This is a genomic window from Pseudomonas salomonii, from assembly GCF_900107155.1.
Lineage (GTDB): Bacteria > Pseudomonadota > Gammaproteobacteria > Pseudomonadales > Pseudomonadaceae > Aquipseudomonas > Aquipseudomonas salomonii.
Genome location: NZ_FNOX01000002.1, coordinates 475,203 through 497,723 on the forward strand (window position 1 = coordinate 475,203; position 22,521 = coordinate 497,723).

25 protein-coding genes and 1 pseudogene are annotated in these 22,521 nt (G+C 57.7%); 23 read left to right on the forward strand and 3 right to left on the reverse strand.

Going from position 1 to position 22,521, the window contains the following annotated elements:
- Positions 1–15 precede the first annotated feature (15 nt).
- From BLV67_RS06200 to BLV67_RS06245, 10 genes are all read left to right on the forward strand, one after another.
- A complete protein-coding gene (locus tag BLV67_RS06200) occupies positions 16–351 on the forward strand; it encodes an integrative conjugative element protein, RAQPRD family (protein WP_069787765.1) in 336 nt (111 codons plus the stop codon).
- Positions 348–587 (forward strand): TIGR03758 family integrating conjugative element protein, encoded by a 240-nt coding sequence (locus tag BLV67_RS06205; RefSeq protein WP_069787766.1) that lies wholly within the window; start codon positions 348–350, stop codon positions 585–587. Before BLV67_RS06200 ends, BLV67_RS06205 begins: the two co-directional genes overlap by 4 nt.
- A 17-nt stretch (positions 588–604) precedes the next feature.
- The gene (locus BLV67_RS06210; protein ID WP_069787767.1) at positions 605–976 is read left to right on the forward strand and encodes a TIGR03745 family integrating conjugative element membrane protein; all 372 of its coding nucleotides are present in this window, start codon (positions 605–607) and stop codon (positions 974–976) included.
- A 7-nt stretch (positions 977–983) separates the two neighbouring features.
- Positions 984–1,397 carry a TIGR03750 family conjugal transfer protein gene (locus BLV67_RS06215; RefSeq protein WP_069787768.1) on the forward strand — a complete coding sequence of 138 codons (414 nt, stop codon included), beginning with the start codon at positions 984–986 and terminating at the stop codon, positions 1,395–1,397.
- Positions 1,394–2,035 (forward strand): PFL_4703 family integrating conjugative element protein, encoded by a 642-nt coding sequence (locus BLV67_RS06220; RefSeq protein ID WP_069787769.1) that lies wholly within the window; start codon positions 1,394–1,396, stop codon positions 2,033–2,035. The genes BLV67_RS06215 and BLV67_RS06220 overlap by 4 nt, the downstream gene beginning before the upstream one ends.
- Entirely contained in the window at positions 2,032–2,844 is an 813-nt protein-coding gene (locus BLV67_RS06225) for a TIGR03749 family integrating conjugative element protein (RefSeq protein ID WP_069787770.1), read from the forward strand. The genes BLV67_RS06220 and BLV67_RS06225 overlap by 4 nt, the downstream gene beginning before the upstream one ends.
- The gene (locus tag BLV67_RS06230) at positions 2,834–4,351 is read left to right on the forward strand and encodes a TIGR03752 family integrating conjugative element protein (protein ID WP_069787771.1); all 1,518 of its coding nucleotides are present in this window, start codon (positions 2,834–2,836) and stop codon (positions 4,349–4,351) included. The genes BLV67_RS06225 and BLV67_RS06230 overlap by 11 nt, the downstream gene beginning before the upstream one ends.
- Positions 4,314–4,730 carry a TIGR03751 family conjugal transfer lipoprotein gene (locus tag BLV67_RS06235; RefSeq protein WP_069787772.1) on the forward strand — a complete coding sequence of 139 codons (417 nt, stop codon included), beginning with the start codon at positions 4,314–4,316 and terminating at the stop codon, positions 4,728–4,730. The genes BLV67_RS06230 and BLV67_RS06235 overlap by 38 nt, the downstream gene beginning before the upstream one ends.
- Positions 4,730–7,480 carry a conjugative transfer ATPase gene (locus tag BLV67_RS06240; RefSeq protein ID WP_069787773.1) on the forward strand — a complete coding sequence of 917 codons (2,751 nt, stop codon included), beginning with the start codon at positions 4,730–4,732 and terminating at the stop codon, positions 7,478–7,480. Before BLV67_RS06235 ends, BLV67_RS06240 begins: the two co-directional genes overlap by 1 nt.
- A 125-nt stretch (positions 7,481–7,605) precedes the next feature.
- On the forward strand, positions 7,606–7,878 hold the full coding sequence (locus BLV67_RS06245) for an HU family DNA-binding protein (protein ID WP_069787774.1): 273 nt from the start codon (positions 7,606–7,608) through the stop codon (positions 7,876–7,878).
- Positions 7,879–7,992: 114 nt separating this feature from the next.
- Here the strand turns inward: BLV67_RS06245 and BLV67_RS06250 are convergent, their stop codons facing one another.
- Positions 7,993–8,280 (reverse strand): LasR-specific antiactivator QslA, encoded by a 288-nt coding sequence (locus BLV67_RS06250; protein WP_074854424.1) that lies wholly within the window; start codon positions 8,278–8,280, stop codon positions 7,993–7,995.
- 168 nt (positions 8,281–8,448) lie between these two features.
- Here BLV67_RS06250 and BLV67_RS06255 point away from each other — a divergent pair, with 168 nt between their 5' ends.
- The 5 genes from BLV67_RS06255 to BLV67_RS06275 all read left to right on the forward strand — a co-directional run bounded on the left by BLV67_RS06255 (position 8,449) and on the right by BLV67_RS06275 (position 13,023).
- Positions 8,449–8,703 (forward strand): helix-turn-helix domain-containing protein, encoded by a 255-nt coding sequence (locus BLV67_RS06255; RefSeq protein ID WP_069787775.1) that lies wholly within the window; start codon positions 8,449–8,451, stop codon positions 8,701–8,703.
- A gap of 105 nt (positions 8,704–8,808) precedes the next feature.
- A complete protein-coding gene (locus BLV67_RS06260) occupies positions 8,809–9,765 on the forward strand; it encodes a TIGR03756 family integrating conjugative element protein (protein ID WP_069787776.1) in 957 nt (318 codons plus the stop codon).
- On the forward strand, positions 9,762–11,144 hold the full coding sequence (locus BLV67_RS06265) for an integrating conjugative element protein (protein WP_069787777.1): 1,383 nt from the start codon (positions 9,762–9,764) through the stop codon (positions 11,142–11,144). Before BLV67_RS06260 ends, BLV67_RS06265 begins: the two co-directional genes overlap by 4 nt.
- A 3-nt stretch (positions 11,145–11,147) precedes the next feature.
- On the forward strand, positions 11,148–11,456 hold the full coding sequence (locus tag BLV67_RS06270) for a hypothetical protein (RefSeq protein WP_069787778.1): 309 nt from the start codon (positions 11,148–11,150) through the stop codon (positions 11,454–11,456).
- Positions 11,457–11,466: 10 nt separating this feature from the next.
- Positions 11,467–13,023: a conjugal transfer protein TraG N-terminal domain-containing protein gene (locus BLV67_RS06275; protein WP_069787779.1), complete on the forward strand. Its 1,557-nt coding sequence runs from the start codon at positions 11,467–11,469 to the stop codon at positions 13,021–13,023.
- Positions 13,024–13,031: 8 nt separating this feature from the next.
- On the opposite strand, the gene BLV67_RS06280 is transcribed toward BLV67_RS06275, so the two are convergent.
- Positions 13,032–13,397, reverse strand: a complete 366-nt coding sequence (locus tag BLV67_RS06280) for a DUF3742 family protein (protein ID WP_069787780.1) — start codon at positions 13,395–13,397, stop codon at positions 13,032–13,034.
- A gap of 456 nt (positions 13,398–13,853) precedes the next feature.
- Here BLV67_RS06280 and BLV67_RS06285 point away from each other — a divergent pair, with 456 nt between their 5' ends.
- A complete protein-coding gene (locus BLV67_RS06285; protein ID WP_069787781.1) occupies positions 13,854–14,183 on the forward strand; it encodes a hypothetical protein in 330 nt (109 codons plus the stop codon).
- 129 nt (positions 14,184–14,312) lie between these two features.
- A complete protein-coding gene (locus BLV67_RS06290) occupies positions 14,313–15,275 on the forward strand; it encodes an ArdC family protein (RefSeq protein WP_069787782.1) in 963 nt (320 codons plus the stop codon).
- 132 nt (positions 15,276–15,407) lie between these two features.
- Here the strand turns inward: BLV67_RS06290 and BLV67_RS06295 are convergent, their stop codons facing one another.
- Positions 15,408–15,605, reverse strand: a complete 198-nt coding sequence (locus tag BLV67_RS06295) for a DUF7740 domain-containing protein (RefSeq protein ID WP_069787901.1) — start codon at positions 15,603–15,605, stop codon at positions 15,408–15,410.
- Positions 15,606–15,828: 223 nt separating this feature from the next.
- Between BLV67_RS06295 and mobH the strand changes: the two genes are divergently transcribed.
- The 6 genes and pseudogenes from mobH to BLV67_RS33815 all read left to right on the forward strand — a co-directional run.
- Positions 15,829–17,547: a MobH family relaxase gene (gene mobH / locus BLV67_RS06300; RefSeq protein ID WP_069787783.1), complete on the forward strand. Its 1,719-nt coding sequence runs from the start codon at positions 15,829–15,831 to the stop codon at positions 17,545–17,547.
- A gap of 594 nt (positions 17,548–18,141) precedes the next feature.
- On the forward strand, positions 18,142–18,546 hold the full coding sequence (locus BLV67_RS06305; RefSeq protein WP_069787902.1) for a TraR/DksA family transcriptional regulator: 405 nt from the start codon (positions 18,142–18,144) through the stop codon (positions 18,544–18,546).
- A gap of 378 nt (positions 18,547–18,924) precedes the next feature.
- Positions 18,925–19,242: an IS66-like element accessory protein TnpA gene (gene tnpA, locus BLV67_RS06310; RefSeq protein ID WP_069787784.1), complete on the forward strand. Its 318-nt coding sequence runs from the start codon at positions 18,925–18,927 to the stop codon at positions 19,240–19,242.
- Entirely contained in the window at positions 19,239–19,574 is a 336-nt protein-coding gene (gene tnpB / locus BLV67_RS33265) for an IS66 family insertion sequence element accessory protein TnpB (RefSeq protein WP_069787785.1), read from the forward strand. The genes tnpA and tnpB overlap by 4 nt, the downstream gene beginning before the upstream one ends.
- 50 nt (positions 19,575–19,624) lie before the next feature.
- On the forward strand, positions 19,625–21,151 hold the full coding sequence (gene tnpC, locus BLV67_RS06320) for an IS66 family transposase (RefSeq protein ID WP_069787786.1): 1,527 nt from the start codon (positions 19,625–19,627) through the stop codon (positions 21,149–21,151).
- A 281-nt stretch (positions 21,152–21,432) separates the two neighbouring features.
- Positions 21,433–22,158 (forward strand): annotated as a pseudogene (locus tag BLV67_RS33815) (nitrate- and nitrite sensing domain-containing protein); the annotation flags it as partial.
- Positions 22,159–22,521: the final 363 nt, after the last annotated feature.

The window sequence follows — 22,521 nt, forward strand, 5'->3', positions numbered from 1 at the left end:
ACATGGACCAGTATCATGTCGACTACCGTCTTTCGCTGCTTGTTATTCCTTTCACTGGCCATCGCTCATGGCAGCGGCTATGCCGCATCGACTCATGAACTGGAACAGTTCAGCCTAGTCCAGCAGCAACTCGACACTCTCGAACGCCTTGCGACGCGAGCGGAGGCAGCCCGTACCCTTGAACCAATCGAACGATATCGATTCGACTACCCCCGACTGACCCAGGACATTCAGCGCATCCGCCAAGGGGTGCAGAGCTATCTGTTCCCCTCCCGTGCGCAACCCCGCGACCCCAGTGAACTGGTCGGCGACTACCGCCTCGACACTCCGATTGCAGAGTCCTCGCCATGAGCATGACTGACGCTCAGATCGCAGCGTTCCAAAACGCCGCCGGCTTCGCACCGCAGAGCAGTTCGACGCTGTGGTTGTCCCTAGTTCTCGTCCTGACCTTGCTGTGGTGCGCCTGGGTGATGTGGACGGCTTACCGGGGTTGGGCGAGCGGCAGCGTGCGCTTTGGAGCCTTCGGCGGCAGCGCCGCACGCGTGCTGCTCACCTTGCTGGTTTTGATGTTCTTCACCCTGTCCTAACCCAGGAGATCGCCGCCATGCTCAAGTGCTTTACCCCTCTGAAAAACAGCCTGCGTGATCGTGCGAGCCAGCGCTTGATCGGACTGCTGCTGGTGCTCGGCCCAAGCCTGGCTTTTGCCGAGCTCCCCACCATGGAAGCCCCTTCGCGCGGCGAAGGATCCGGGTTGATCGAGACGATCAAAAACTATGCCTACGACGGCGGCATCCTGCTCGGTCTGCTGATCGCCCTACTCGCTTTCTTGGGGGTGGCGTGGCACTCATTGACCGTCTATGCCGACGTGCAAAACCAGCGCAAGACCTGGAAGGACCTCGGTGCTGTAGTCGGAATCGGAGCTCTGTTGGTGGTGATCATCATCTGGTTCCTGACCAAAGCCGCCGCGATTCTGTGAGATCGATATGAGCGACACTATCGAACGCCTTGCCGACGGCACCTTGGTCTTTTTGCCTGAGCGACTCAATCGTGATCCGGCCGTATTGCGCGGCTTGACCAATGATGAGATGTGGGTAGCACTCGGTACCGGCGCCGTCATTGGCCTGCTGCTGGGCGTTCCTCTGACGATTGCCACCGCCTCCATTGCCGTGGCGCCCACCAGCATGATCGGGGCCATGGCGGTGGTGCTATTTTTCGGTGGCACGCTACTGCGTCGAGCCAAACGGGCCCGGCCAGATACGTGGTTGTACCGCAAGCTCGAATGGATACTGGCCAGTCGTTGGCGCCTGGGTCGTGGGAGCTGGATCCTTCACTCCGGCGCCTGGACGGTTCGCCGTTCGCGTCGGCTGCGCCCTGCTCTGTCGCGGTGGCAACCATGAGTCGCTTTCGAAACAAGGTGGATGCCCAACAGGCTCATATCTTCAGCTTGCGTCTGGCGGTAGTGATCCTTGCCCTGGTCTGTGCCGGGCTCTGGTACGGCTGGCGTTCGGCACCGACCGATCTGACCGTGCATGTACCCCCAGATCTGCGCTCGGGAAGCACGCGCAAGTGGTGGGATATCCCCTCAGAGAATGTGTATGCCTTCGCCCTGTACATCTTTGGCCAACTCAACCGCTGGCCTTCGGATGGCGAACAGGACTACCGCCGCGCTATCTACAGCTTGCAGTCCTACCTGACACCCGCCTGCAAGGCCTTCCTCGACGGCGACTATGAGTACCGCAAGGCCGCCGGCGAGCTGCGCCAGCGGGTACGTGGTGTCTACGAAATTCTGGGCCGAGGCTACAGCGAAGATCCGGAACTCAGGGTCAAGCAACTTGATCGCGATAGCTGGCTGGTCACCCTCGACCTCAACGCCGATGAGTACTACGCGGCCGAACCGGTGAAACGGGTGGTGGTGCGTTATCCATTACGCGTGGTGCGTTTTGATCTGGACCCCGAACGCAATAAGTGGGGGCTGGCACTGGACTGTTATCAGGGCACTCCGCAAAAAATCTCCCTGCCTGGAGGTGAACCATGAAGTGGATGTCTACCCTGGGGCTCACCATCGCACTGATGCTATGGGGAGTTGCAGCACAGGCCGTCGAGTTGATGCGCTGGGAACGCATCCCTCTCGCGGTCCCGCTGTTGATTAATCAGGAGCGTGTGGTCTTTATCGAGGAGGATGTCCGAGTCGGCGTCCCCTCAACTCTGACCGGCAAGCTGCGCGTGCAATCTACCGGCGGCACGCTGTACCTGCGCGCGTCAGAAGCCATTGCACCTACCCGATTACAACTGCAATCGGTCGCGACGGGCGAGATCATCCTGCTGGATATCGCCGCCACGCCTGGCGATCAACCACTCGAGCCCGTGCGTATTATCAAGAATGCTCCGGCGCAGACTACCGAGACGGAACCCAGCACCGTCCTTGTTCCAGAACGTACGCCGATCCCGGTCGCTTTGACGCGCTACGCCGCACAAAGCCTATACGCACCTTTACGTACCGTTGAGCCTCTGCCCGGCATACGTCGCGTCCCGCTCAAGCTGCGCACCGCACTGCCGAACTTGCTGCCGACTGAAAACGTGTCCAGCACGCCCATCGCCGCTTGGCGACTAGGTGATTACTGGGTGACGGCGGTGAAGTTACGCAACCTTGGTTCAGCGACGGTGCAACTCGATCCGCGTCAACTTCAGGCCAAGTTGTTCGCCGCGTCCTTCCAGCATGCTTTCCTCGGGCCTGTCGGCAGCCCTGAAGACACCACGATTGCTTACCTCGTCACCCGCGGTGCCGGCCTCGAACACGCCGTGCTGCTCCCGCCCGTTACACGAGGTGCTGACGATGAAAGCTAACGCCTTGCTCAAATGGCTGGTACCGGCTGTGTTGCTAGGCGTGGTGTTCATCATCCTGAAAACTTGGGTCGCGGGTGGTACCTCGCCTTCGTCGGTAAGTCCGACTGCTCAGGACAACCTCCAGTTATCCGCCGAGCAGGCCAAGTCGCTCGGCATTGCGGGTGACACCCCACGCGACACGGTTGCCACCCTGGTCGGCCAGGTGAAGGCCATGCGCAGCGACATGCTCGGCCTGAAAAAACACAACGATTCGCTGCAGGCGGAGAACAACCGCCTTCGCGAGCGGGAAAACAGCGTCGATTCGCGTATCCAGACGGCGCTTGGCAGCGTGACCCAGCAGGTCGACGAAGGCCGCCGCCAAGCCAACGAGGCCCGGCTCAAAGCGGAACAAGACAGTCGTCAGGCTCGCGGTCTGCTGACGCAATTGCAGGATCAGTTGTCGGGGCTGGCTGGCAAGAGCAAGGACATGCCGATTGGATTGGGGCTTGAGCCCGGCGACGGCGCTCAGTTCGAAGGGCGACACTCTGCCAATGATGCGCTGCAGTGGATTGAACCCTCGGATGCTCAGTCCACCGACGCCAGAGGCAAAACCATAACTTCCTCCGCACTGAGCCTGCCTACCGCTTTCAACTCTCTGGACGGCTTGAAAGACAACGCGATTGATCGCAGCCAGAAACAGCTACGTGCAGTTACCAAGGGTGAGCGCGACCTGACGCGATCCGTTGATCGTACCGAAGGCGCGAAGCCGGTCTACACGATCCCCGAAAACGCCACGCTGATGGGCTCGGTCGCCATGACTGCGCTGATCGGCCGGGTCCCGGTGGACGGCACCGTGAATGACCCCTATCCCTTCAAGGTGCTGGTCGGTCCGGAAAACCTGACCGCCAACGGCATCGACCTACCGGACGTCGCGGGGGCCGTGATGAGCGGCACGGCGTCCGGTGACTGGACCCTGTCCTGTGTACGCGGACAGGTCGAGTCAATTACCTTTGTGTTTACCGATGGCACCATCCGCACGGTGCCTCAGCCGAAGGCAGTAGCCAGCCGCAATGCTTCCACCACCCAGAGCTCGAACACCGACAAGATCCGTGGCGGGCTCGGTTATCTGTCCGATCCGTATGGCATTCCTTGCATTGCCGGCGAGCGCCGCTCGAACGCCCAGCAATACCTCGGCAGCCAAAGTCTGATCACGGCAGCTGGCGCAGGTGTCGCTGCCTTGCTAGGAGATGAGCAGAACAACAGCAGTGTGATCAGTTCGGGCGGCAATACGCTCGGGCTTACCAACAGCACAGGCAACAGCGCGCTGAATTCAATTCTCAGTGGTGGGGTCAGCGACATCCGCGAGTGGATCAACAAACTGTATGGCGAGACCTTTGCTGCCGTGTACGTGCCACCGTCCGCCCAAGTCGCGCTACACCTCGACCATGAAATCACCATCGACTACGAGCCCAAGGGCCGGAGCGTTCGCCATGAAAAAGACCATGCTTCTCTGCCTGACTTGGATTAGCTTGCTCTGCTGGGTCCTGACGGGGTGTTCCACCGACAAAGAAACGCTTCTGCCCCATGGCGAGCAAACCATGCTGGACATATGGAACGGCGCCGGTTCGCAAGGCACTCAGCAGCAATTGTTAGATGCTCGGCAGCAGCTACGCCGCCCGTTGGCTCAGACGGATTTCTCCGCGTCTGTCCAGGAACCGTATACGCGCACCGCAGCGAACGAGATCCACAATCTGTTCCCTCGCCTGCCCAATCCCGATCTGGTGCTGTACGTGTATCCGCACTTGAGTGGTACCGAGCAGGCACCGATCCCCGGTTACTCGACCGTCTTTCCGTTCTACCAACGGGTGCAGTACGCATTACCCGGTGAACGCCAGGAAGACTTGTAATGCGTAGCGGCGGTTCGGGTAACCGCACTGGCGCGTGGAAAGCCTGGCGCAACCCATTACGTCCTCGCGCCACGCTGGCCGATGACGCCGCACTCTACGCACACAACCCCAGCTTCACCGATCACCTGCCTTGGGTCGAATACCTCGACACCGAGCAGTGTTTTCTGCTCGATGACAACCGCTCGGTGGGCGCGGTGCTTGAGTTACTGCCCATCGGCACCGAAGGGCGAGAACCCGATTGGTTGATGGCCGCCCGCGATGCCCTTGAGGATGCCTTGCAGGACAGTTTTGATGAGCTGGATCAAACGCCTTGGGTGGCGCAGTTTTTCTGCCTGGACGAAAACGACTTCACTCCCTACCTGACACAGCTCACCGATTATATTCAGGACAGCGCTGGAGGCACGGTCTTCACCGAGACGTATTTGGAGCTCATCCGCCGTCATCTCAAAGCCATCGCCAAGCCCGGTGGCCTGTTCGAGGATAAGGTGGTGACGCGCCTGCCCTGGCGCGGCAACAACCGACGGGTGCGCCTGGTGGTCTATCGCTGGCTTGAGTCTGGCGCCGAGGAGACGGGACTCACCCCGGTACAATCCCTGCAGCAGGCTTGCGAACGTATTGCAGCTTCATTGCAGGCGTGCGGCGTGCAATCGGCACGAGTTGATGGCCGCGGTTTTTATGCCTGGTTATTGCCCTGGTTCAATCCGGCGCCCAGGCTCACCGATGAAGCGCCCGAGGACTTTTACCAACGTATCGCCTATCCGGAGCCTGCTGATGGCGAGTCGCTGGAATTGCCCTTCGATCACGACTTCGCCGAACGGTTGTTCTTCAACGAACCGTGTTCGGATGTGCAACGAGGACTCTGGTACTTCGATGGGCAACCCCATCGGGTCATGGTGGTGGACAAACTGCGACGGGCACCGTCGATTGGTCAACTCACCGGAGAAACCCGTAAGGGTGATGCAGTCAATGCCCTGTTCGACCAGTTACCCGAAGGCACGGTGATGAGTCTGACCTTGGTGGTCAAGCCGCAGGATGTGCTCGAAGACCAGTTAAACCGGTTGGCGCGCAAAGCCATCGGTGAAAACCTGGCCTCGACCCAGACCCGTCAGGATGTCGAAGAGGCTCGTGCGATCATCGGTCGCCAGCACAAGCTATACCGCGGCACCCTGGCGTTCTACGTGCGCAGTCACGATGAACAGCAACTGCACCAGCGCTCGGTCAGCCTGGCCAACGCGCTGTTGGGCGCGGGGCTGCAACCGGTACGCGAAGGCGATGAAGTCGCCGCCTGCAACAGCTACCTGCGTTGGTTGCCGATGGCCTATAACCCGGCCCGCGACACACGCAACTGGTACACCCGCCTGATGTTCGCCCAGCACCTGGCGAACCTCGTCCCGGTGTGGGGCCGAAGCACCGGCACCGGCCACCCGGGCATCACCCTGTTCAACCGCGGCGGCTCGCTATTGAGCTTCGACCCGTTATCACGCCTGGACCGGGCCATGAACGGGCATCTGCTGTTATTCGGCCCGACCGGTGCCGGCAAGTCGGCCACCCTGGTCACCCTGCTGATGCAGGTCATGGCGGTGTACCGCCCTCGCCTGTTTATCGTCGAAGCAGGCAATTCGTTTGGTTTGCAGGGCGACTACTTCGCAACGCAGGGCCTCTCGGTCAATAAGGTCCAATTAAAACCTGGCGCCTCGGTCAGTCTCGCACCGTTCGCCGACGCTTGGCGCCTGGTCGAGCAGCCGGATCAGGTAGCGAGTCTGTCTGTCGATGAGCTGGACGATGAGGTGGTAACCAGTCGCGAAGACCAACGTGATGTGCTCGGCGAATTGGAGATCACCGCCCGGCTGATGATCACTGGCGGCGAGGCCAAGGAAGAGGCGCGCCTGAGCCGGGCCGATCGCAGCCTGATCCGTGAGTGCATTCTCGATGCGGCGCAGACTTGCATCACCACGGCCCGCCAGGTACTGACCCGCGACGTGCGTGACGCCTTGCTGCGCGTCGCTGCTGACCCGCATTTGCCAGAGAAGCGTCGCGAGCGTGCCCAGGAAATGGGCGAGTCCATCGACCTGTTTTGCCAGGATTTTGAGGGCGAATTGTTCGATCGCGAGGGCACGCCTTGGCCCGAGAGCGATGTGACCATTGTCGATCTGGCCACTTACGCTCGCGAAGGCTATGAGGCACAGATGTCCATCAGCTACATCAGCCTGTTGAACACCGTGAACAACCTTGCCGAGCGCGACCAGTACCTTGGACGGCCGATCATTATGGTCACCGACGAAGGCCATATCATCACAAAGAACCCGCTGCTGGCGCCATTCGTGGTCAAGGGCACGAAGATGTGGCGCAAGCTCGGCGCTTGGTTCTGGCTGGCGACGCAAAACCTTGCCGACTTTCCCTCTGCCGCGCAGACCATGCTCAACATGATCGAATGGTGGATTTGTTTGAACATGCCGCCCGCGGAAATCGAAGAGATCGCACGGTTCAAGAAACTCACGCCGTCACAGAAAGCTTTGTTGCTCTCCACCAGTAAGGAGCCTGGGAAATACACTGAGGGGGTCGTGCTGTCGAAAAAACTCGAAACGCTGTTTCGAGCCGTGCCACCCAGCCTTTACCTCGCTCTTGCCATGACGGAGCCCGAGGAAAAAGCCGAGCGCTGGAGGTTGATGCAGGAGAACGGTTGCTCGGAGTTGGAAGCGGCTTTCCAGGTAGCTGAGCGTATTGACCAGTCCCGAGGAATCGGGACATAAGGAAAGATTTTGAGCCCATATGGCGTTACATCTGCGCAGGGCTGGAGGGCGGTTTTGTGCTGGATATGTCCGAACTATCTGAGTAGATTACTCGTCGACACTCAGCCAAGCGGAAGGAGTCACCCATGGATAAAAACGATCTAATCGAGGCCATAGCGAGCTCCGCCGACCTCCCGAAGTCTGCCGCCGGGCGCGCACTGGATGCACTCACAACCATCATATCCACTGCGTTGAAAGGCGGTGAGGACGTCACCTTGGTGGGATTTGGTACCTTTGCAGTGAAAGCGCGTGCAGCGCGCGACGGACGTAACCCTCAAACGGGTGCCATCATCAAGATCGCAGCCTCGAACACGCCTAGTTTCAAAGCCGGTAAATCGCTGAAAGACGCGGTTAACTAGACGCTGGTGGCGATTACCCAATACCAACTCTGCGAGAGCCTTGGTATTGGGCTTCGGCAGCCGAAACGCTGGCTGAACTCTGGCAACCTTCAAACTAGGTGTTTGAACGCGTCTTTAGCGACGTTTCTTTCTGCTTTGATTTGGGCTGGGTGGCACACTGCTTAGCCGCTGCTGAATCCTCAACAAAAATCCAGCTTCAAAAGCATCCTGGCAGTCACCAGCAGGAAAGGTTTTGCGCGTTTGTGCCAATTCCCACCACAGTGGAATCTCGCAGGACGTATCAAGCCAAGCTTGGGCGCATTGCACGCCACGTTCGATCATTGGGGCAAATTCGTTGCCCCAAGGTGTCAGAAGACTCAAGCAACCATCCGCCGCAGGAATTGAAACGTAGTTTTCGTCCATACACACCCTAGATTTCTAATTTATTGTTAAACGCGCAGTCCAGCCTCGAAATCTTAACGACACCAAATGAGCGCTCGATAACAGGCAAGGGCATAAAATAGCCTAGATCAATACCAATGTAGACTATATCCCGTGGATTGAGAGTCCCTCAAGGCGCAATTTGCGCGCATGACTCAAGACTTTGAACAGCTCCGTCTGCAGTTGGCGGAAAACATCCGCTTGATGCGACGCGTGAAAAACCTTACCCAAGAGCAATTGGCGCTCATGGCCGAGCTGGATCGTACCTACGTCAGTCAAATCGAACGATGCACGGCCAATCCGTCGCTGCTGGTCCTATGCAAACTCGCCAATATTTTCGAAGTGACCGCAGATCAGCTACTTGTAGAACCCGATATCCTACGCAGCACCCTTCACGTCAAATAATAGTCTCTCATCTCACAAATCCGACAGATCCACCTTCATAATTCCCACTGACAGTCTTCAGTCCCTAACCGAACCTGCCCAGGCCATACACCGAGAGCCTGGATCATGCCCGTTGCCTGCTCGTCCATTCCGCCCACAAGGCTACGGCCATTGGCGCTGAGCGTGCTGCTGGCGTGCGGCCCAAGCATGGCGCTGGACACCGGCAGCATTACGTCCTCTGCGCTTTCGCCAAGCTGTCTCGAATATAGGGTCATCGGTATTTGTTTCTGGCTCCTTTGTACCCCCTTCGGCTGCACGGTCAAAACCTCAACGAAGGTTCGTCATTTCATTCCTGAATTGGTGGTTTCGAGCTATGCCACCACCGGCAGCAATCCCTGGACCGAGATGGCCTCCCTCTCCTCTCCCATCAGCGGTGCGGAAGGTGGCGGTAACCTGATCACTCCGAATACCCAACGCGATAATCTTCCTCGTTTCAAAAACGTTGATGCCATCGGTCATCCGGGTGGATGGGCCGCCACGCAACTGGCCTCGCAATCCGGCTACGCCTGCGCCAGCGGCGCCACTGCGCTCATGCCCTATTACCTGAGCACTTTGGACTCACTGGCCTGGCGTCATGGCATCCCTGAAAGCCTTTACCCCGAGTCACTCATGCCGGGAATTCGTGAAATCGGTCGTCAGGTCTCGGGGAGCACGTGGGGCAACGTCTATCCCCGTCAGGGCTTTCTGGTACAGCCCGACGATTTCAAAGCCGCCGCAGTCATGGCGCAGCGGGCGGGTGATTTCATTACTCGCAACTGGCAGCCACATGTGTACTTACCGCTCACACCCGCACCACGCGAGGGTTACTGGCCGCCCGGCCCGATCGTTGAAAATGACGCTTCGACCCACAAATGGCAATTGCTCTACCCTCTGGTTCAACCCACGTGCGCCATCTTTCCCAGCGGTCCTGTGCAGAGCGCGGATGGCGGCTATGCCTGGTCGCTGTGGCGTCCCTATAGCTGCTGTAAGCGTGAGGGACAGACCTTCCTGTTCAGCATCGACTTCGAAGGTGGTACGTCATGAGTCGACTTCTCGCAGGACCATGGTTGGGCGCGATGAGTCTGTTGTTCTTTGGACTGCTCGCCATGGCCACGCATGCCCATGCCGTCGAAGGCGATTACCGCCTGGGCACTCAAGGCGAAGTGCTCGACGACCGGGTGATGTACACCATCGGTGGCGGCTCGGCAGCGGGCTCACCAAGTTCGCTCTATCGCCCCAACGGGCTCGGTGTCGGCGCTTCATGGCGAGCGAACATGATGTGTGGAAACATGAGCCTCACCAACACCCTGCAAAACCAGCTGAACGGCGCCACCGAAGGCTTCCAGCAGATCATGGGCAGCATCGTACAGAACGCGACCCAAGCCGTGATGTCGCTGCCGGCGTTGATCATCCAGCGCGCCAACCCCGGTCTCTATGAGTTGCTGAGTAACGGGGTGATGCAGGGGCGTATCGACTTCGACCGCTCCAAACTGACTTGCCAGGCCATGGCCGAAAAAATGGCGGACAAGGTCGGTCAAGCCGGCTGGGGCGCGCTGGCCAAGAACCAAGAAATGCAAGGCAATCTGGAGCAAACCGGCGGTGATGCGGTGGCCGCGGTGAAAAACACCGAGGCCCATAACGGCAACAATGGGGTGTCCTGGGTTGGTGGCTCAAAGGCCGGAGGTAACGGACAGACGCCCATTAGGGTGACTTCCGACGTGGTGCGCGCCGGCTATAACCTGCTGCATAACCGGTCGGTGGATGACAACTCCTCGATTAGTAGCAGCGACTGCTTAGGCGGGGCTATTTGTCAGACCTGGGCTTCACCCCAGGAGGAATCCCAATGGGCCATTCGGGTATTGGGTGAAAGCGAAGTCGCGACCTGCGATACCTGCGAAACCCTGCGTGCGACCGCGGGCAATGGGTTGACGCCGCTGATCCAGGAGGCCTACAGCGAACGCCTCCAGGCCCTGCAAGGGCTGCTGTCGGGTTCACTACCGCCTACCCCAGACAACCTGGCGAAAGCCTCCAGCCCGATGCTGCCGGTCACCCGCGGTGTGATCGAAGCCCTGCGCGACGATCCTGATCAGGAACTCCTGGCGCGGCGCCTGGCCAGTGAGACGGCCCTGTCCAGCGTGCTCGACAAAGCGCTCCTGCTATTGCGCACGCTGCTGGCAGGCAGCCACGAACCGAACATCGCTTCCGCTGAGCCGGCTCAGACCGCCTTGACGAAAAACATCGACGTTCTGGAGCGCGAAATACGCCTGTTGCAGACCGAGTTGCAGGTCCGGCAGATGCTGGCCACCAATACTGCCAGCCTGGTGCTTGATCGGCATGCCGGAGGTGCTGATGCGTCGCGCACCGTCGAGCAAGGCGACCCTGAGCCGGGCCGACTCAATGATGCTGACACCAGGCGTAAGTGAGCCATGAAACGCTCACCGCTATTCCCTCTGCTTTCAGGTCTGGGGATTGCCGCGCTGATGATCCTGACCGCCGCACTGGTCGCATGGATCGGCCGCACTGCGCTGGGTAGTTTCGAGATCTGGCAGCAGGCATTCGAATCCGTACGACCCTATCTGCGGTGGTGGCGTGCCGTGCTCTACGGCGCCCTCTTTGCGCCCTGGTGGGATCTGCTTCGGCGCTACCGACATCGACCACAGGATCGACTGCGCGTGAAACGCATCGGGACATTAGGGCTCGTGCTCTTGACCGTCGTCGAACTCACCCGACTGTGAGGTCACCACTATGCTCATGAGCACCAACAGCTACCTGGAGTTTTACCTCTCTCTGCTGGCCTGGATCATCAACAACGGCCTCTGGAGTGTCCTGTCCGACACCGGACTGTTCGCCGCCCCTTTTGGTGCAATCATCCTGCAGGAATGGCTATCGGCCCGTCAGCAAGGTGCGGATGAAGGTAACAAGGGACTGCTCTCGGTGCCGCGGATCGAAAACCGGTTGTGGCTGGCCTACATCGTTGTGTTGTTCGGCTGCGCGCCGGTCTTTCCGTTGAGCCTCGCCTCAATGGCGTTCGATGATGCAGCGAGCCAACGCTGCGGTGTCAGTGTGGCTAAACCGGCGGAAACCGCCTGGGGGACGACCTTCAATACTATCGGCGAACGCTCCGCCAACGTACCAATCTGGTGGTTTCTGGTGCATGCCGTGAGCAAAGGGGTAACCGCCGCAGCCACCGCCTCCATTCCCTGCGCACCGGATATTCGGCAGATGCGCATGGAGATCGACAGCTCGCGTATCAACAGCCAGGTATTGTTGCAGGAAGTCGCCGACTTCACCCGCGACTGTTATGGCTATTCCCGTTCTCGGTTGTTTACCAATCGCCCGCAACTGGACAAGGCACAAAGTCACGACGCGTCCTGGATGGGCTCAAGCTATCTTCTCGACACGCCCGGCTACTACGACACGGATCGTTCACGCACACCGCGAATCAGTTGGCCGTATGACGAAAGCCGCGATGTTTCCTTGCCGCGGCTGGAGAATGGCGCGGGCTACCCCACTTGCAAGCAGTGGTGGAGCGACAGCGGTGTTGGCTTGCGCGAGCGGTTGATCCAGCAGGTCGATCCCTCGCTACTGACTCAGCTGAAAGGTTGGTTGACTGGTCGTTCGAGCAACGAGATCGAGGATGCCACCCTGCGTGAGCTGGTCAGCCCGCGCCAGCAATCGATGTCCATGTCGCCCGGACAGGTGTACCAGGACTATGGCTCCAGTGCTCGCGGCGGATCGATTAATCAGGGTCTCAATAACCTGGCCACCAATACCGGGCTGGCACTGGGTTCCTTCAGCAACTTCCCGGCGATGAATGCGCTACGCGCCGCTCTGCCGATGGTGCAGGCTTTCCTGATCATGGGCGTCATCATCAGCTTACCGTTGATCTTGCTGGTCAGTACCTACCAGCTGAAGACCGTCATGACGGTGACGTTCGCGCTGTTCACGCTGCACATGCTGAGTTTCTGGTGGGAACTCGCCCGCTGGATCGACTCCAGCATGCTCGACACCTTGTACAACCAAGTTTCGGTGTCCAATCAAGTGCTGTTATCGCTGCCTACGTCCGGGTTTATGGATGGGACGGTCACGGCGCAGGTGATCGAGTATGTGATGGGGGCGATGTTCATCGTGCTGCCGATGGTTTTTCTAGCCACCATGAGTTGGGCCGGATATAGCGTAGGTTCAGGCATAGAAGGAATGCTCAGCAGGGGAACCCACGCAGCACAGACAGCGAGCTCAAACGGAACCTCTCAGTTGATGAGCGGTGCAAGAATTGTTTCGGGTAAATCGAGCTCAAAATAACAAAGAGGCTACTTCAGAGACCCCCATTTATCGTACCGCTCAGGCCAAGACATCCTATGCATTGGATCATCGAGATCGTCAATACCTGGAGTGTCTGAATCTTGAATTGGGATAGCTGCTAATACGACGATTGTGCACATCAGCACAAACAACCAGAAGCTAACAAAAAGAAATGCTCCGAGCAGAGCCAACTTGGCAGTCAGAAAACTCCCGCGAACAACAAATTTACCTGCAGGCATACCTACCGTCACCGCACGCTCAGCCACGCGGGCCTCAAACGTTTTCAACTTGCGATACCCGCGTTTTATCGACATGCCACAGGTATATGCCCAGCGGTGGGCACGGGAAACCTGAACAGTGTTCGGAGTTGGCATGGTCTCGCCCTCTACTGAGCGTTTTCATGGTTGAGACAGGAATAATAGCCTACTACTGAAAACGGCCCGTGCCTGACCGCTTATCCGTTTGTCCAGCCGAAAATTCTTCACTGGAAGACGGAAGACTAGCCGCGTGAAACAGCTTCTCTACAGCGATTGACCCATGTAAATCGTCCGGCTAAATACAAGGTACGGATCGCTGTTATCGACAGCACCTTCCCAGGTAGCCAGAGCCTTCAAGACTACGTCACTTCGGTGATGGTTCTCCCCAAGTGCGATTAGCGTTCGGTAGCTCGCACGGTCACCGTTTCTACGGTGATGAACGCCTACTGCTCTCCTGAGCGCCTTTCGAGTTCTGCTCGCCAGGCAAATCCTCTTGTTTTTCTTCAACCCACCGCGGGGAAATCCTTTCCCCCAACGGGACAGGTTTCTTCGCGTCTTCAACGGAGGCACACCATGTCCGACTCACTTACACCGGAAGTACTGAACACCTTTCGGTTGCCCATCGTGTTCACCCCTGGCGCGTGGCAACGCGCAGTACTGCTCGAGCACTCCGATCACGCTGAGAAGCTGCAGATCGATCGGTTGAGCAACGTATTGCGCGCAGCCTTCGAAACCCACCTGACCTCTCCACACGAGCCCTATGTGCTGTTCGAGGTAGTCCACGTTGAACCAACCGATCACTTAGACCACGACCCCTTGCTGCAATTGAGTCTCAGCCTACTCCAAGAACCGGGTCAGCCTGGCGCCTTGCTGATTGCGCTTGCAGGAGAACACCAGCGCTAAGCGCAATTGGCGGCGCCCACCTCCATATTCTGATGGCATGCAAGACCTGCATCAGTCCAGTACATCACCCACCGGGGAACCCTCCCCGACGGGTAAGGCGTTCCTCCGTTTTCTTTCGAGGAAAATGCCATGCGCGATATCTACCAAGATGTGACTGACAAGATCGTTACCGCTTTGGACCAAGGCGTTACCCCCTGGATTAAACCCTGGTCTCCAAGTGGCTCAGCTTACGTCAATCATCACCAACCCTACCCCATCAACGCAATCACGCGTCGCCCCTACTCGGGCATCAATTTACCTTTGCTCTGGGCCGAGGCCAGGTTGCAGGGATTCACTCAAGATCGTTGGCTGACCTTCAACCAAGCCAAAAAGGCCGGCGGGCACATCCGTAAGGGTGAGCGCAGTGCCCTAGCAGTGCTCTACAAGCCGATGGAGCGCGAGGAACAGACCAAGTCAGGCCAACCCGTACTTGATGAAAACGGTCAGCCCAAGGTCGCTTACTTCGGCATTCTCAGGACGCATTTTCTGTTCAACGTCGAGCAAACGGAGGGGCTCGAAGCGCTCAATGAAACCCTGCTCGAGACGGAACTGAGTGATCCCTTCCAGGCCAACAGTGCTGCGGAAAATCTGCTGTTAAGTTCGGGGGCACACATCGTTCATCGATCTGCCGACGAAGCCTTTTACCACCCGATCAAGGATCTCATCCAACTGCCGACAAAAGCGCAATTTCAAGACGAAGGTGGGTACTACGCCACCGCACTGCACGAGCTGACGCACTGGACCGGGCATCACGCTCGGTTGCAGCGCGAAGGTGTGACGTCATCCTGTCCGTTCGGCTCGCCAGGCTACGCGTTTGAGGAGTTGATCGCCGAAATGGGTGCGGCGTTTTTATGTGCCTACACCGGTATACAGGGAGAGCTTAGGCACGAGGGCTACATCGACTCCTGGCTCGGCCTGCTTAAGGCTGACAAACGCGCGATCTTCCGCGCCAGTGGCCAGGCCCGAAGCGCCTCGGAGTATGTACTCAACTTGGAGCAGCAACTAAAGCAAGCGGTCTTGGATGATTCACTATGCATGAACGATGGAGCTTAATCGTTACCTCACCGCTGAAAACGCTTCACGGGGCCCGACACGAGTTGGGCCCTTTTTTCTACGCCCAGAAAAATCTCCATGCCGCAGGGCTCTGACGCAAAGAATCAGAGAGGGGCACACACCCGCAGCCTGTCATTCCGCTTCCAGGTTTTGCGCCAAAAAATCCACCAGTTCGAGCGGACTTCGGCTGTCGATCACCTTGTAGATCAGATCGCGTTTGCTGCGCGGCAACTTCTTGACCACGCTCTTCGCCGAAGCCCTGACGGCCTCGTCGGTCCCATGGATACGTACCGCGAGCAGCAGCACGAGCGTGGCGTCAGTGAGGTTCATGGCAAGGCCCAAAAAATATGCACCGCAGTGTACCGACTCTTGCCTTTTCCGTACCAGCCCTCCAACAAAGTGATACCTAGCGATATCGAGATTACGATTGCCGCACAAAGGGACACGAGCCAAAAAGACGGGTAAGGGTTGGAAGGGAATGGGGACTCAAGGGTAAGAGCGCTATCCGAAAAGGCTAAAAGGCCACTGACCCAGCCACTTCCCGGAGGTCACGATGCTCAACCTGTTTCGCCGCAAAAGGCAGAAGCCCCCTCCGCCACCGACCGTCAACGTCGCCGAAGGTTACCTGCCCATCGAGTCGGCTCACAGCTTGTTAGCCGCGGAGCACCGCCGCCAGTTGCTCGATCGCATCTGGCAGTACACCGCCCTCTCCCACACCCAATTCACCCAGCTCTATTTAAACCCGATCCATCGCTACGCCGAACAGGTCCAGCAACTTCCAGCCAGCGAGACACACCACCATGCGTATCTCGGCGGCATGCTCGACCATGGCCTGGAACTGGTCGCTTGCAGTTTGAAACTGCGCCAATCCTATCTGCTTCCCACCGGCGCCGCGCCCGAAGACCAAGCCGCCCAGACCGATGCCTGGTCGGCGGGTATTGCTTATGGCGCTCTGCTGCATGACATCGGCAAGATCGCCGTGGACCTGCTGGTCGAACGCCAGGATGGCCGTGTTTGGCATCCTTGGCAGGGCCCGCTGGATCAGCCCTACCGCTTTCGCTACCTCAAAGGTCGCGACTATCACCTGCACGGCGCCGCCGCAGGCTTGCTCTACACCCAAGTTCTCGACCGTCCAATCTTGGACTGGCTCAGTGGATTTCCATCACTCTGGGCCAGCCTACTGTATGTCCTAGCCGGCCAATATGAACGCGCCGGCGTGTTGGGTGAGTTGGTGATTCAGGCCGACCGCGTCTCCACCGCGCAGAACATCGGCGGTAACCCAAGCAAGGCGCTGCAGGCCCCGATCCGTTCGCTGCAACATCACTTGGTCAGCGGACTGCGTCATCTGGTTCAACACGAGTTGAAACTCAACCAGCCAGGTGCCGCGGGTTGGTTGACTCAAGACGCACTCTGGCTCGTCAGCAAGGCGGTCACGGACAAGCTGCGAGCCTATCTGCTGTCGCAAGCGATTGAGGGCATCCCCTCCTCCAACATCGCTGTGTTCGACGAACTCCAATCGCATGGGCTGGTTGAGTCCACACCAGAAGGCAAAGCCATCTGGACTGCGCTTGTCGCGCAGGGAAACTGGCAGCAGACCTTTACCTTTCTGCGCCTTCAACCGGCGTTGATTTGGGGGAGCGAAGATCGACCCGCGGCTTTCAGTGGAACGGTGAGCGTTGCAGTCGATGACCTCTCGACTGAGGCGCCGGTATCACCACCAGCACCTAAGGCAGCCAGTACAGGATTCCGTCAAAGCCACCCGCAGCCAGATTCAATTGCAATGGAAGATGCCGACCACCTCGGAACGTTGCTGGATATGTTCGAATTGGCAGAACCCGAGACCAGTGATTTACCCTCAGAAATCCTCCTCGAATATTCACCCCCTTCATCGGGCAACCCAGGTCAGACGTTCCTGAATTGGGTCAGGGAAGGCATCCAAAGCCACAAGCTAATCATCAATGACAGCAAGGCCATGGTGCACACGGTGAGCGGTTCGGTGTTTCTGGTAACACCTGGCCTCTTCCAGCGCTATGTTCAGGAGTTTCCTGGTATCTCACAGGGTGCAGATCAAGAGATTGAAGAATGGCGTTGGGTGCAGAAGAAGTTCGAGAAACTGAAGGCTCACAGGAAACGTGGCGACGGATTGAACATTTGGAGCTGCCAAGTGCAAGGACCGAGGAAAAGAGCAGTCTTGAAGGGATATTTACTGAATAACCCGGAACTGATACTCAATCCCATACCGTCAGACAATTCTTACCTTCAGATGATATGAACGCGATGTCTGCACGCTGCCTCAGTAAACGGCCTCAGCATCGCTTTCGCCAATTGTTGCATTGAGTGCTGTACGCATGACTATTCACACTTTTCTCCTTTGATTTCAATGCCTTGAGCGCTTGGTGATTCCACCTTGCGTAGCTACGCCGGTTGCCATCGATGCAGCAACAGATCGCTGACTCCACTCAGCCGGGGATAGACCTACAAAAAATGAAATCATAGGACAGCCAAGACACATTCAAATGCAGTGACCATAACGGGATAAGGACATGCACATTCAGCACGTCGAAGATTGAAGGCGCACAGGATCACAACGGGCCTCATAGCGAGACCTGAAGTAGTGATGATCGCTCCGCTCTCGGGTAGCTACCTGGGCGTGACCTTCATCACGGATACATAGCCTCCGCTGACTTTGCGCTGCTTATGCCATCAAATTATGTGTTGGACAAATAGGTTGCTGACTAAATAACACACCCTTAGACTGCCGCCCCTTGTATGGTTGCTAGCTAGGTGGAGCTTGCAAGCTATGGTGCGGTACGGAAACACTGAGCCGCTCCTCAATTTGACTAAATGCACTTTTTTAGAGAACTCAATGACAAAAGAAAAATTGCTAGCCATGCCTGCTGATGACTACATGAATACCGAACAACAGGTATTCTTCGTCGAGCTGCTCCAGGCCATGAAAGTCGAAATCCACGAGCGTATTGAACAGAGCCGTATCACCATCGAAAGCCTGGATACGCCTGCCGACCCTGCGGATGCTGCTTCTATCGAAGAAGAGCGTCAGTGGCTGGTCAACGTCATCGACCGAGATCAGCGCATGCTTCCTCAAATTGAGATGGCTTTATTGCGCATTGCCGACGATAGCTTTGGCTGGTGCGATGACAGTGGTGAGGCCATTGGTCTTAAGCGTTTGCTAATTAGCCCGACAACCAAGTACTGCATAGAAGCCCAAGAGCGTCATGAGCAGATTGACAAGCACCTGCGTCAAATCTGACGATCCTTAGGCCTTTATTAAACATAACTTTTGGTACCTACCAAAGCCTTTAGAAGCTTAGGTAGGCTAAACCTCTGTGCTGGTTTGACGCGTTTCAGTTAAGCTGAACACCTTGCTGAAGCTTATTGGAATAGGATAGATGTGTTTACTGTTCGCTTACCCGAAAATAGCTAAACAGTTTAGGCATTTGAACAGAGAATTCGCCGACCAACGCAACTCGCGACGACTCCGACCAGTTAGTCATCAGCTCTTACAAGCCAAGGGAAGAACTCGATGACGGTAAGCGGATGGCGAACACACCTACCGAACTCCAGTATTTAGGGCGATGGTGTCCGCGTATTTTAAGCGGACGCGATCACCCTTATCGCCAGGATTTCCATGCGCCAACGCAGCTCTTACCCCAAACCATTTAAAGCCCAGGTCGTCCAGGAATGCTTGCAACCTGGAGCGACGATTTCCAGCGTAGCCATCCATCACGGCATCAACGCCAACGTGATCCGCAAGTGGCTACCGATTTACCGGGATCAATCACCCGCAACTCTGCCGGCCTTCATCCCCGTACAAGCTGCACCCAAGCGCGCAACAGAAGAGACGGTGATCATCTCACTGGTTCTGGGCGATAAATCCGTCACCGTAAAATGGCCAGCCTCAGATCCGGACGGCTGCGGGTGTTTTATCCGTGGCCTGGCCCAATGATTCGTATCGACTCCATCTGGATCGCCACCCAGCCCATGGACATGCGGGCCGGCACTGACACTGCACTGGCCCGGGTGGTTGCCGTGTTCGGTGCGGCGAAGCCGCACTGCGCCTACCTCTTTGCCAACCGCCGGGCCAACCGCATAAAGGTGCTGGTGCATGACGGCGTTGGTATTTGGCTAGCGGCGCGACGCTTGAATCAGGGCAAGTTTCATTGGCCGGGCATCCATCTTGGCGCGGAGGTCGAACTCGACCCCGAACAACTCCAGGCGCTGGTACTTGGATTGCCTTGGCAGCGAGTAGGTGCAGGCGGCGCAATTACATTGCTCTAATACCTGGCTTATAGCTGTGACCGGAGGACTGCTTTGGTAAAATCCACGGCATGACTTCTTTGCCCGATCTCGATCAAATGCCCCCTGAACAACTGCGCGCGCTGGCTGCGCAGCTGATGTCCAAGGTCGACACCATGGGCAGAAAGATCCATCGTGATGAGACGATCATCGAGCAGCTCACCCACGAAATCGCCATTCTCAAGCGACACAAGTTTGCTAAGCGCAGCGAGCAGATCAGCCCGGCGCAAGGCAGCTTGCTCGATGACCTGCTTAATACCGACCTCGAAGCCATCGAGGCCGACTTAAAAGCACTTCATCCCGCACCCGCGCAGATAGAACCACGCCAGCAACCCAAGCGTGCGCCGTTGCCGCCGCAGTTCCCGCGCACTGTGATCCATCACGAGCCGGACAACACTCAGTGCGCTTGCGGCTGTCAGCTTCAGCGTATCGGTGAAGACGTCAGCGAGAAGCTGGACTACACGCCGGGCGTGTTCACCGTCGAACAGCACGTTCGTGGGAAATGGGCCTGCCGGCAGTGCGAAACACTGACCCAGGCCCCGGTGCCGCCGCAGGTGATCGACAAGGGCATCCCCACTGCCGGCCTGCTGGCGCAAGTGATGGTGGCCAAATTCGCCGACCACCTGCCGCTCTATCGACAGGAAAAGATCTTCGGCCGTGCCGGCCTTGCCATCCCGCGCTCGACACTAGCGCAGTGGATGGGTCAAACCGGCGTGCAGCTTCAGCCGCTGGTCGATGCGCTGCGCGAAGCAGTGCTGGCCCAGCGCGTACTCCACGCCGATGAAACACCGGTACAAATGCTGGCTCCAGGAGAGAAGAAAACCCACCGCGCTTACGTCTGGGCCTATAGCAGCACGCCATTCTCGGCACTCAAGGCCGTGGTCTACGACTTCAGCCCCAGCCGTGCCGGCGAACATGCGCGTAACTTCCTGGGCACGTGGAGCGGCAAGCTGGTCTGTGACGACTTTGCCGGCTACAAGGCAAGCTTCGAGCTGGGCATCACCGAAATCGGCTGCATGGCCCACGCGCGCCGCAAGTTCTTCGACCTGCACGTCGCGAATAAAAGCCAGTTGGCTGAGCAGGCGCTTCACTCGATTGGCGGGCTGTACGAAGTCGAGCGACACGCTAAGGAAATGAGCGACGAAGACCGTTGGCGATTACGCCAGGAAACGGCGGTGCCCATCGCTGAAAAACTGCATGAGTGGATGCTGGCCCAACGCGAACTTGTGCCCGAGGGCTCTGCTACGGCCAAGGCCCTGGATTACAGCCTTAAACGCTGGGTAGCGCTGACGCGCTACCTGGACGATGGTGCTGTGCCCATCGACAACAACCAGATCGAGAACTTGATCCGGCCGTGGGCGCTTGGGCGGTCGAACTGGTTGTTTGCTGGGTCGCTGCGCAGCGGCAAACGGGCGGCGGCGATCATGAGCCTGATCCAGTCGGCACGTATGAACGGGCATGATCCGTATGCTTATCTCAAGGATGTGCTGACGCAGCTGCCGACGCAGCGGGCCAGCGAGATCGAGCGACTGCTACCACATAGCTGGGCGCCTGCTTAGCTACAGGTAAAGCTTTGCTGGTTTCAGCCGAAACATTCCGAACGGAGAAAAAACTGGCTACGGCAGGCTACTACTGAACCATCCTGGGCTCTATCAGACGTCGACTTCATAGAACGTTCGCCTTGGATAGCTTTAAACAACATCTTCAAGCCCTGAGGCCTGCCATGCTTAGAAATGCTCCTTTGAGTACAAAGCTACTGCTTATTTTGATGTTTCCCCTGTTGGGCTTTCTGGTCTTCGCCGGGATTTTTGTAGCTGACAAACGAGAGACACTGAGCGAGATGAACCGAGCGGTCACCGCTACCGGCACCGCGCAGAAACTCAGTGACGTAGTAACCACTATCCAGCGTGAGCGCGGCGCAAGCGGCGTGTTTCTGGGCAGCGGTGGTAAGACGATGCAGGACAAGTTGAAAGTCTTACGCCAAGAAACCGACCGTGCGGTGAGCGCGATGCATGCGCAATCGACCGAGGGTCTTATCGCGCCTGACAAGATGCTGCGCGCAATTGATGGTTTGGCCGGACTGCGTCAGCAGGTGGACACGCTCGCAATCAATAACGGCGAGTCCGGCACCCGATTCACCGATCTTATCAAAAATTTGATCGGCTTCTCTTACTCACTGGAAACCAGCATTGAGGATCCGGAAATCCTGCGTGGGCTGAGTTCACTCAATCAGTTCGTAGACATGAAAGAGCGCTCTGGTCGAGAGCGTGTACTGCTTGGCCTGGCATTCAACCAAAACCGTTTTGATGCGCCGCTGTTGTCACGTTTCAGCCGCAACATGGGCGAGTTCTCCGGCTATTTCGAGGCCTTTCAACGCTGGGCTCCTGCCGTGTTCAAAAATAAGCTGGATGCGGTTCTACAACAGCCCGCATCCGTCGATGTAGCTCGCCTGCAAAAACTCGGATTTGATACGCCTCTAGGCGATCCGCTTAATATCAAACCCGAAGACTGGTTCAACCTTTCCACCAGCCGTATCGACATGATGGCTCAGGTCGAGGCTGAACTGGGCCAGACGGTCGTGAGCCTAGCCAATGTCGCGCGTACCGATGCCCAGCGCAGTCTGTATGTCGCAATAGCCACCGTCATTCTGATGTTGATTGCGGTGCTGTGGCTCGCTTCGGTGATTATTCGCAATATCAAAATCGCTGTGGTCGACGTGAACCGCACCCTTATTTCGCTATCCACGCGTGACCTAACTGCCAGAACCCGTTACACCGGCAGAGACGAGTTTGGCGAGATCTCGCGTAACCTGGATAACATGGCCATACAGATCGGTGAAGTGATCCGTGAGATCGGGAGTGCCACGGCGCAGGTCGCGACCGCCGCCGAGCAGTCTTCGGCTGTGGCCCTGCAAACTAGCAATAACGTC

What these genes read in the sequence shown, in the direction of transcription:
- BLV67_RS06235 (WP_069787772.1), top strand. Translation starts at nt 4,314, where the DNA reads ATGAAAAAGACCATGCTTCTCTGCCTGACTTGGATTAGCTTGCTCTGC.
- tnpC (WP_069787786.1), top strand. Translation starts at nt 19,625, where the DNA reads ATGACTTCTTTGCCCGATCTCGATCAAATGCCCCCTGAACAACTGCGC.
- tnpB (WP_069787785.1), top strand. Translation starts at nt 19,239, where the DNA reads ATGATTCGTATCGACTCCATCTGGATCGCCACCCAGCCCATGGACATG.
- tnpA (WP_069787784.1), top strand. Translation starts at nt 18,925, where the DNA reads ATGCGCCAACGCAGCTCTTACCCCAAACCATTTAAAGCCCAGGTCGTC.
- BLV67_RS06275 (WP_069787779.1), top strand. Translation starts at nt 11,467, where the DNA reads ATGCTCATGAGCACCAACAGCTACCTGGAGTTTTACCTCTCTCTGCTG.
- BLV67_RS06230 (WP_069787771.1), top strand. Translation starts at nt 2,834, where the DNA reads ATGAAAGCTAACGCCTTGCTCAAATGGCTGGTACCGGCTGTGTTGCTA.
- BLV67_RS06255 (WP_069787775.1), top strand. Translation starts at nt 8,449, where the DNA reads ATGACTCAAGACTTTGAACAGCTCCGTCTGCAGTTGGCGGAAAACATC.
- BLV67_RS06290 (WP_069787782.1), top strand. Translation starts at nt 14,313, where the DNA reads ATGCGCGATATCTACCAAGATGTGACTGACAAGATCGTTACCGCTTTG.
- BLV67_RS06270 (WP_069787778.1), top strand. Translation starts at nt 11,148, where the DNA reads ATGAAACGCTCACCGCTATTCCCTCTGCTTTCAGGTCTGGGGATTGCC.
- BLV67_RS06220 (WP_069787769.1), top strand. Translation starts at nt 1,394, where the DNA reads ATGAGTCGCTTTCGAAACAAGGTGGATGCCCAACAGGCTCATATCTTC.
- BLV67_RS06240 (WP_069787773.1), top strand. Translation starts at nt 4,730, where the DNA reads ATGCGTAGCGGCGGTTCGGGTAACCGCACTGGCGCGTGGAAAGCCTGG.
- BLV67_RS06225 (WP_069787770.1), top strand. Translation starts at nt 2,032, where the DNA reads ATGAAGTGGATGTCTACCCTGGGGCTCACCATCGCACTGATGCTATGG.
- BLV67_RS06200 (WP_069787765.1), top strand. Translation starts at nt 16, where the DNA reads ATGTCGACTACCGTCTTTCGCTGCTTGTTATTCCTTTCACTGGCCATC.
- BLV67_RS06305 (WP_069787902.1), top strand. Translation starts at nt 18,142, where the DNA reads ATGACAAAAGAAAAATTGCTAGCCATGCCTGCTGATGACTACATGAAT.
- BLV67_RS06280 (WP_069787780.1), bottom strand. Translation starts at nt 13,397, where the DNA reads ATGCCAACTCCGAACACTGTTCAGGTTTCCCGTGCCCACCGCTGGGCA.
- BLV67_RS06250 (WP_074854424.1), bottom strand. Translation starts at nt 8,280, where the DNA reads ATGGACGAAAACTACGTTTCAATTCCTGCGGCGGATGGTTGCTTGAGT.
- BLV67_RS06285 (WP_069787781.1), top strand. Translation starts at nt 13,854, where the DNA reads ATGTCCGACTCACTTACACCGGAAGTACTGAACACCTTTCGGTTGCCC.
- BLV67_RS06245 (WP_069787774.1), top strand. Translation starts at nt 7,606, where the DNA reads ATGGATAAAAACGATCTAATCGAGGCCATAGCGAGCTCCGCCGACCTC.
- BLV67_RS06265 (WP_069787777.1), top strand. Translation starts at nt 9,762, where the DNA reads ATGAGTCGACTTCTCGCAGGACCATGGTTGGGCGCGATGAGTCTGTTG.
- mobH (WP_069787783.1), top strand. Translation starts at nt 15,829, where the DNA reads ATGCTCAACCTGTTTCGCCGCAAAAGGCAGAAGCCCCCTCCGCCACCG.
- BLV67_RS06210 (WP_069787767.1), top strand. Translation starts at nt 605, where the DNA reads ATGCTCAAGTGCTTTACCCCTCTGAAAAACAGCCTGCGTGATCGTGCG.
- BLV67_RS06205 (WP_069787766.1), top strand. Translation starts at nt 348, where the DNA reads ATGAGCATGACTGACGCTCAGATCGCAGCGTTCCAAAACGCCGCCGGC.
- BLV67_RS06295 (WP_069787901.1), bottom strand. Translation starts at nt 15,605, where the DNA reads ATGAACCTCACTGACGCCACGCTCGTGCTGCTGCTCGCGGTACGTATC.
- BLV67_RS06215 (WP_069787768.1), top strand. Translation starts at nt 984, where the DNA reads ATGAGCGACACTATCGAACGCCTTGCCGACGGCACCTTGGTCTTTTTG.
- BLV67_RS06260 (WP_069787776.1), top strand. Translation starts at nt 8,809, where the DNA reads ATGCCCGTTGCCTGCTCGTCCATTCCGCCCACAAGGCTACGGCCATTG.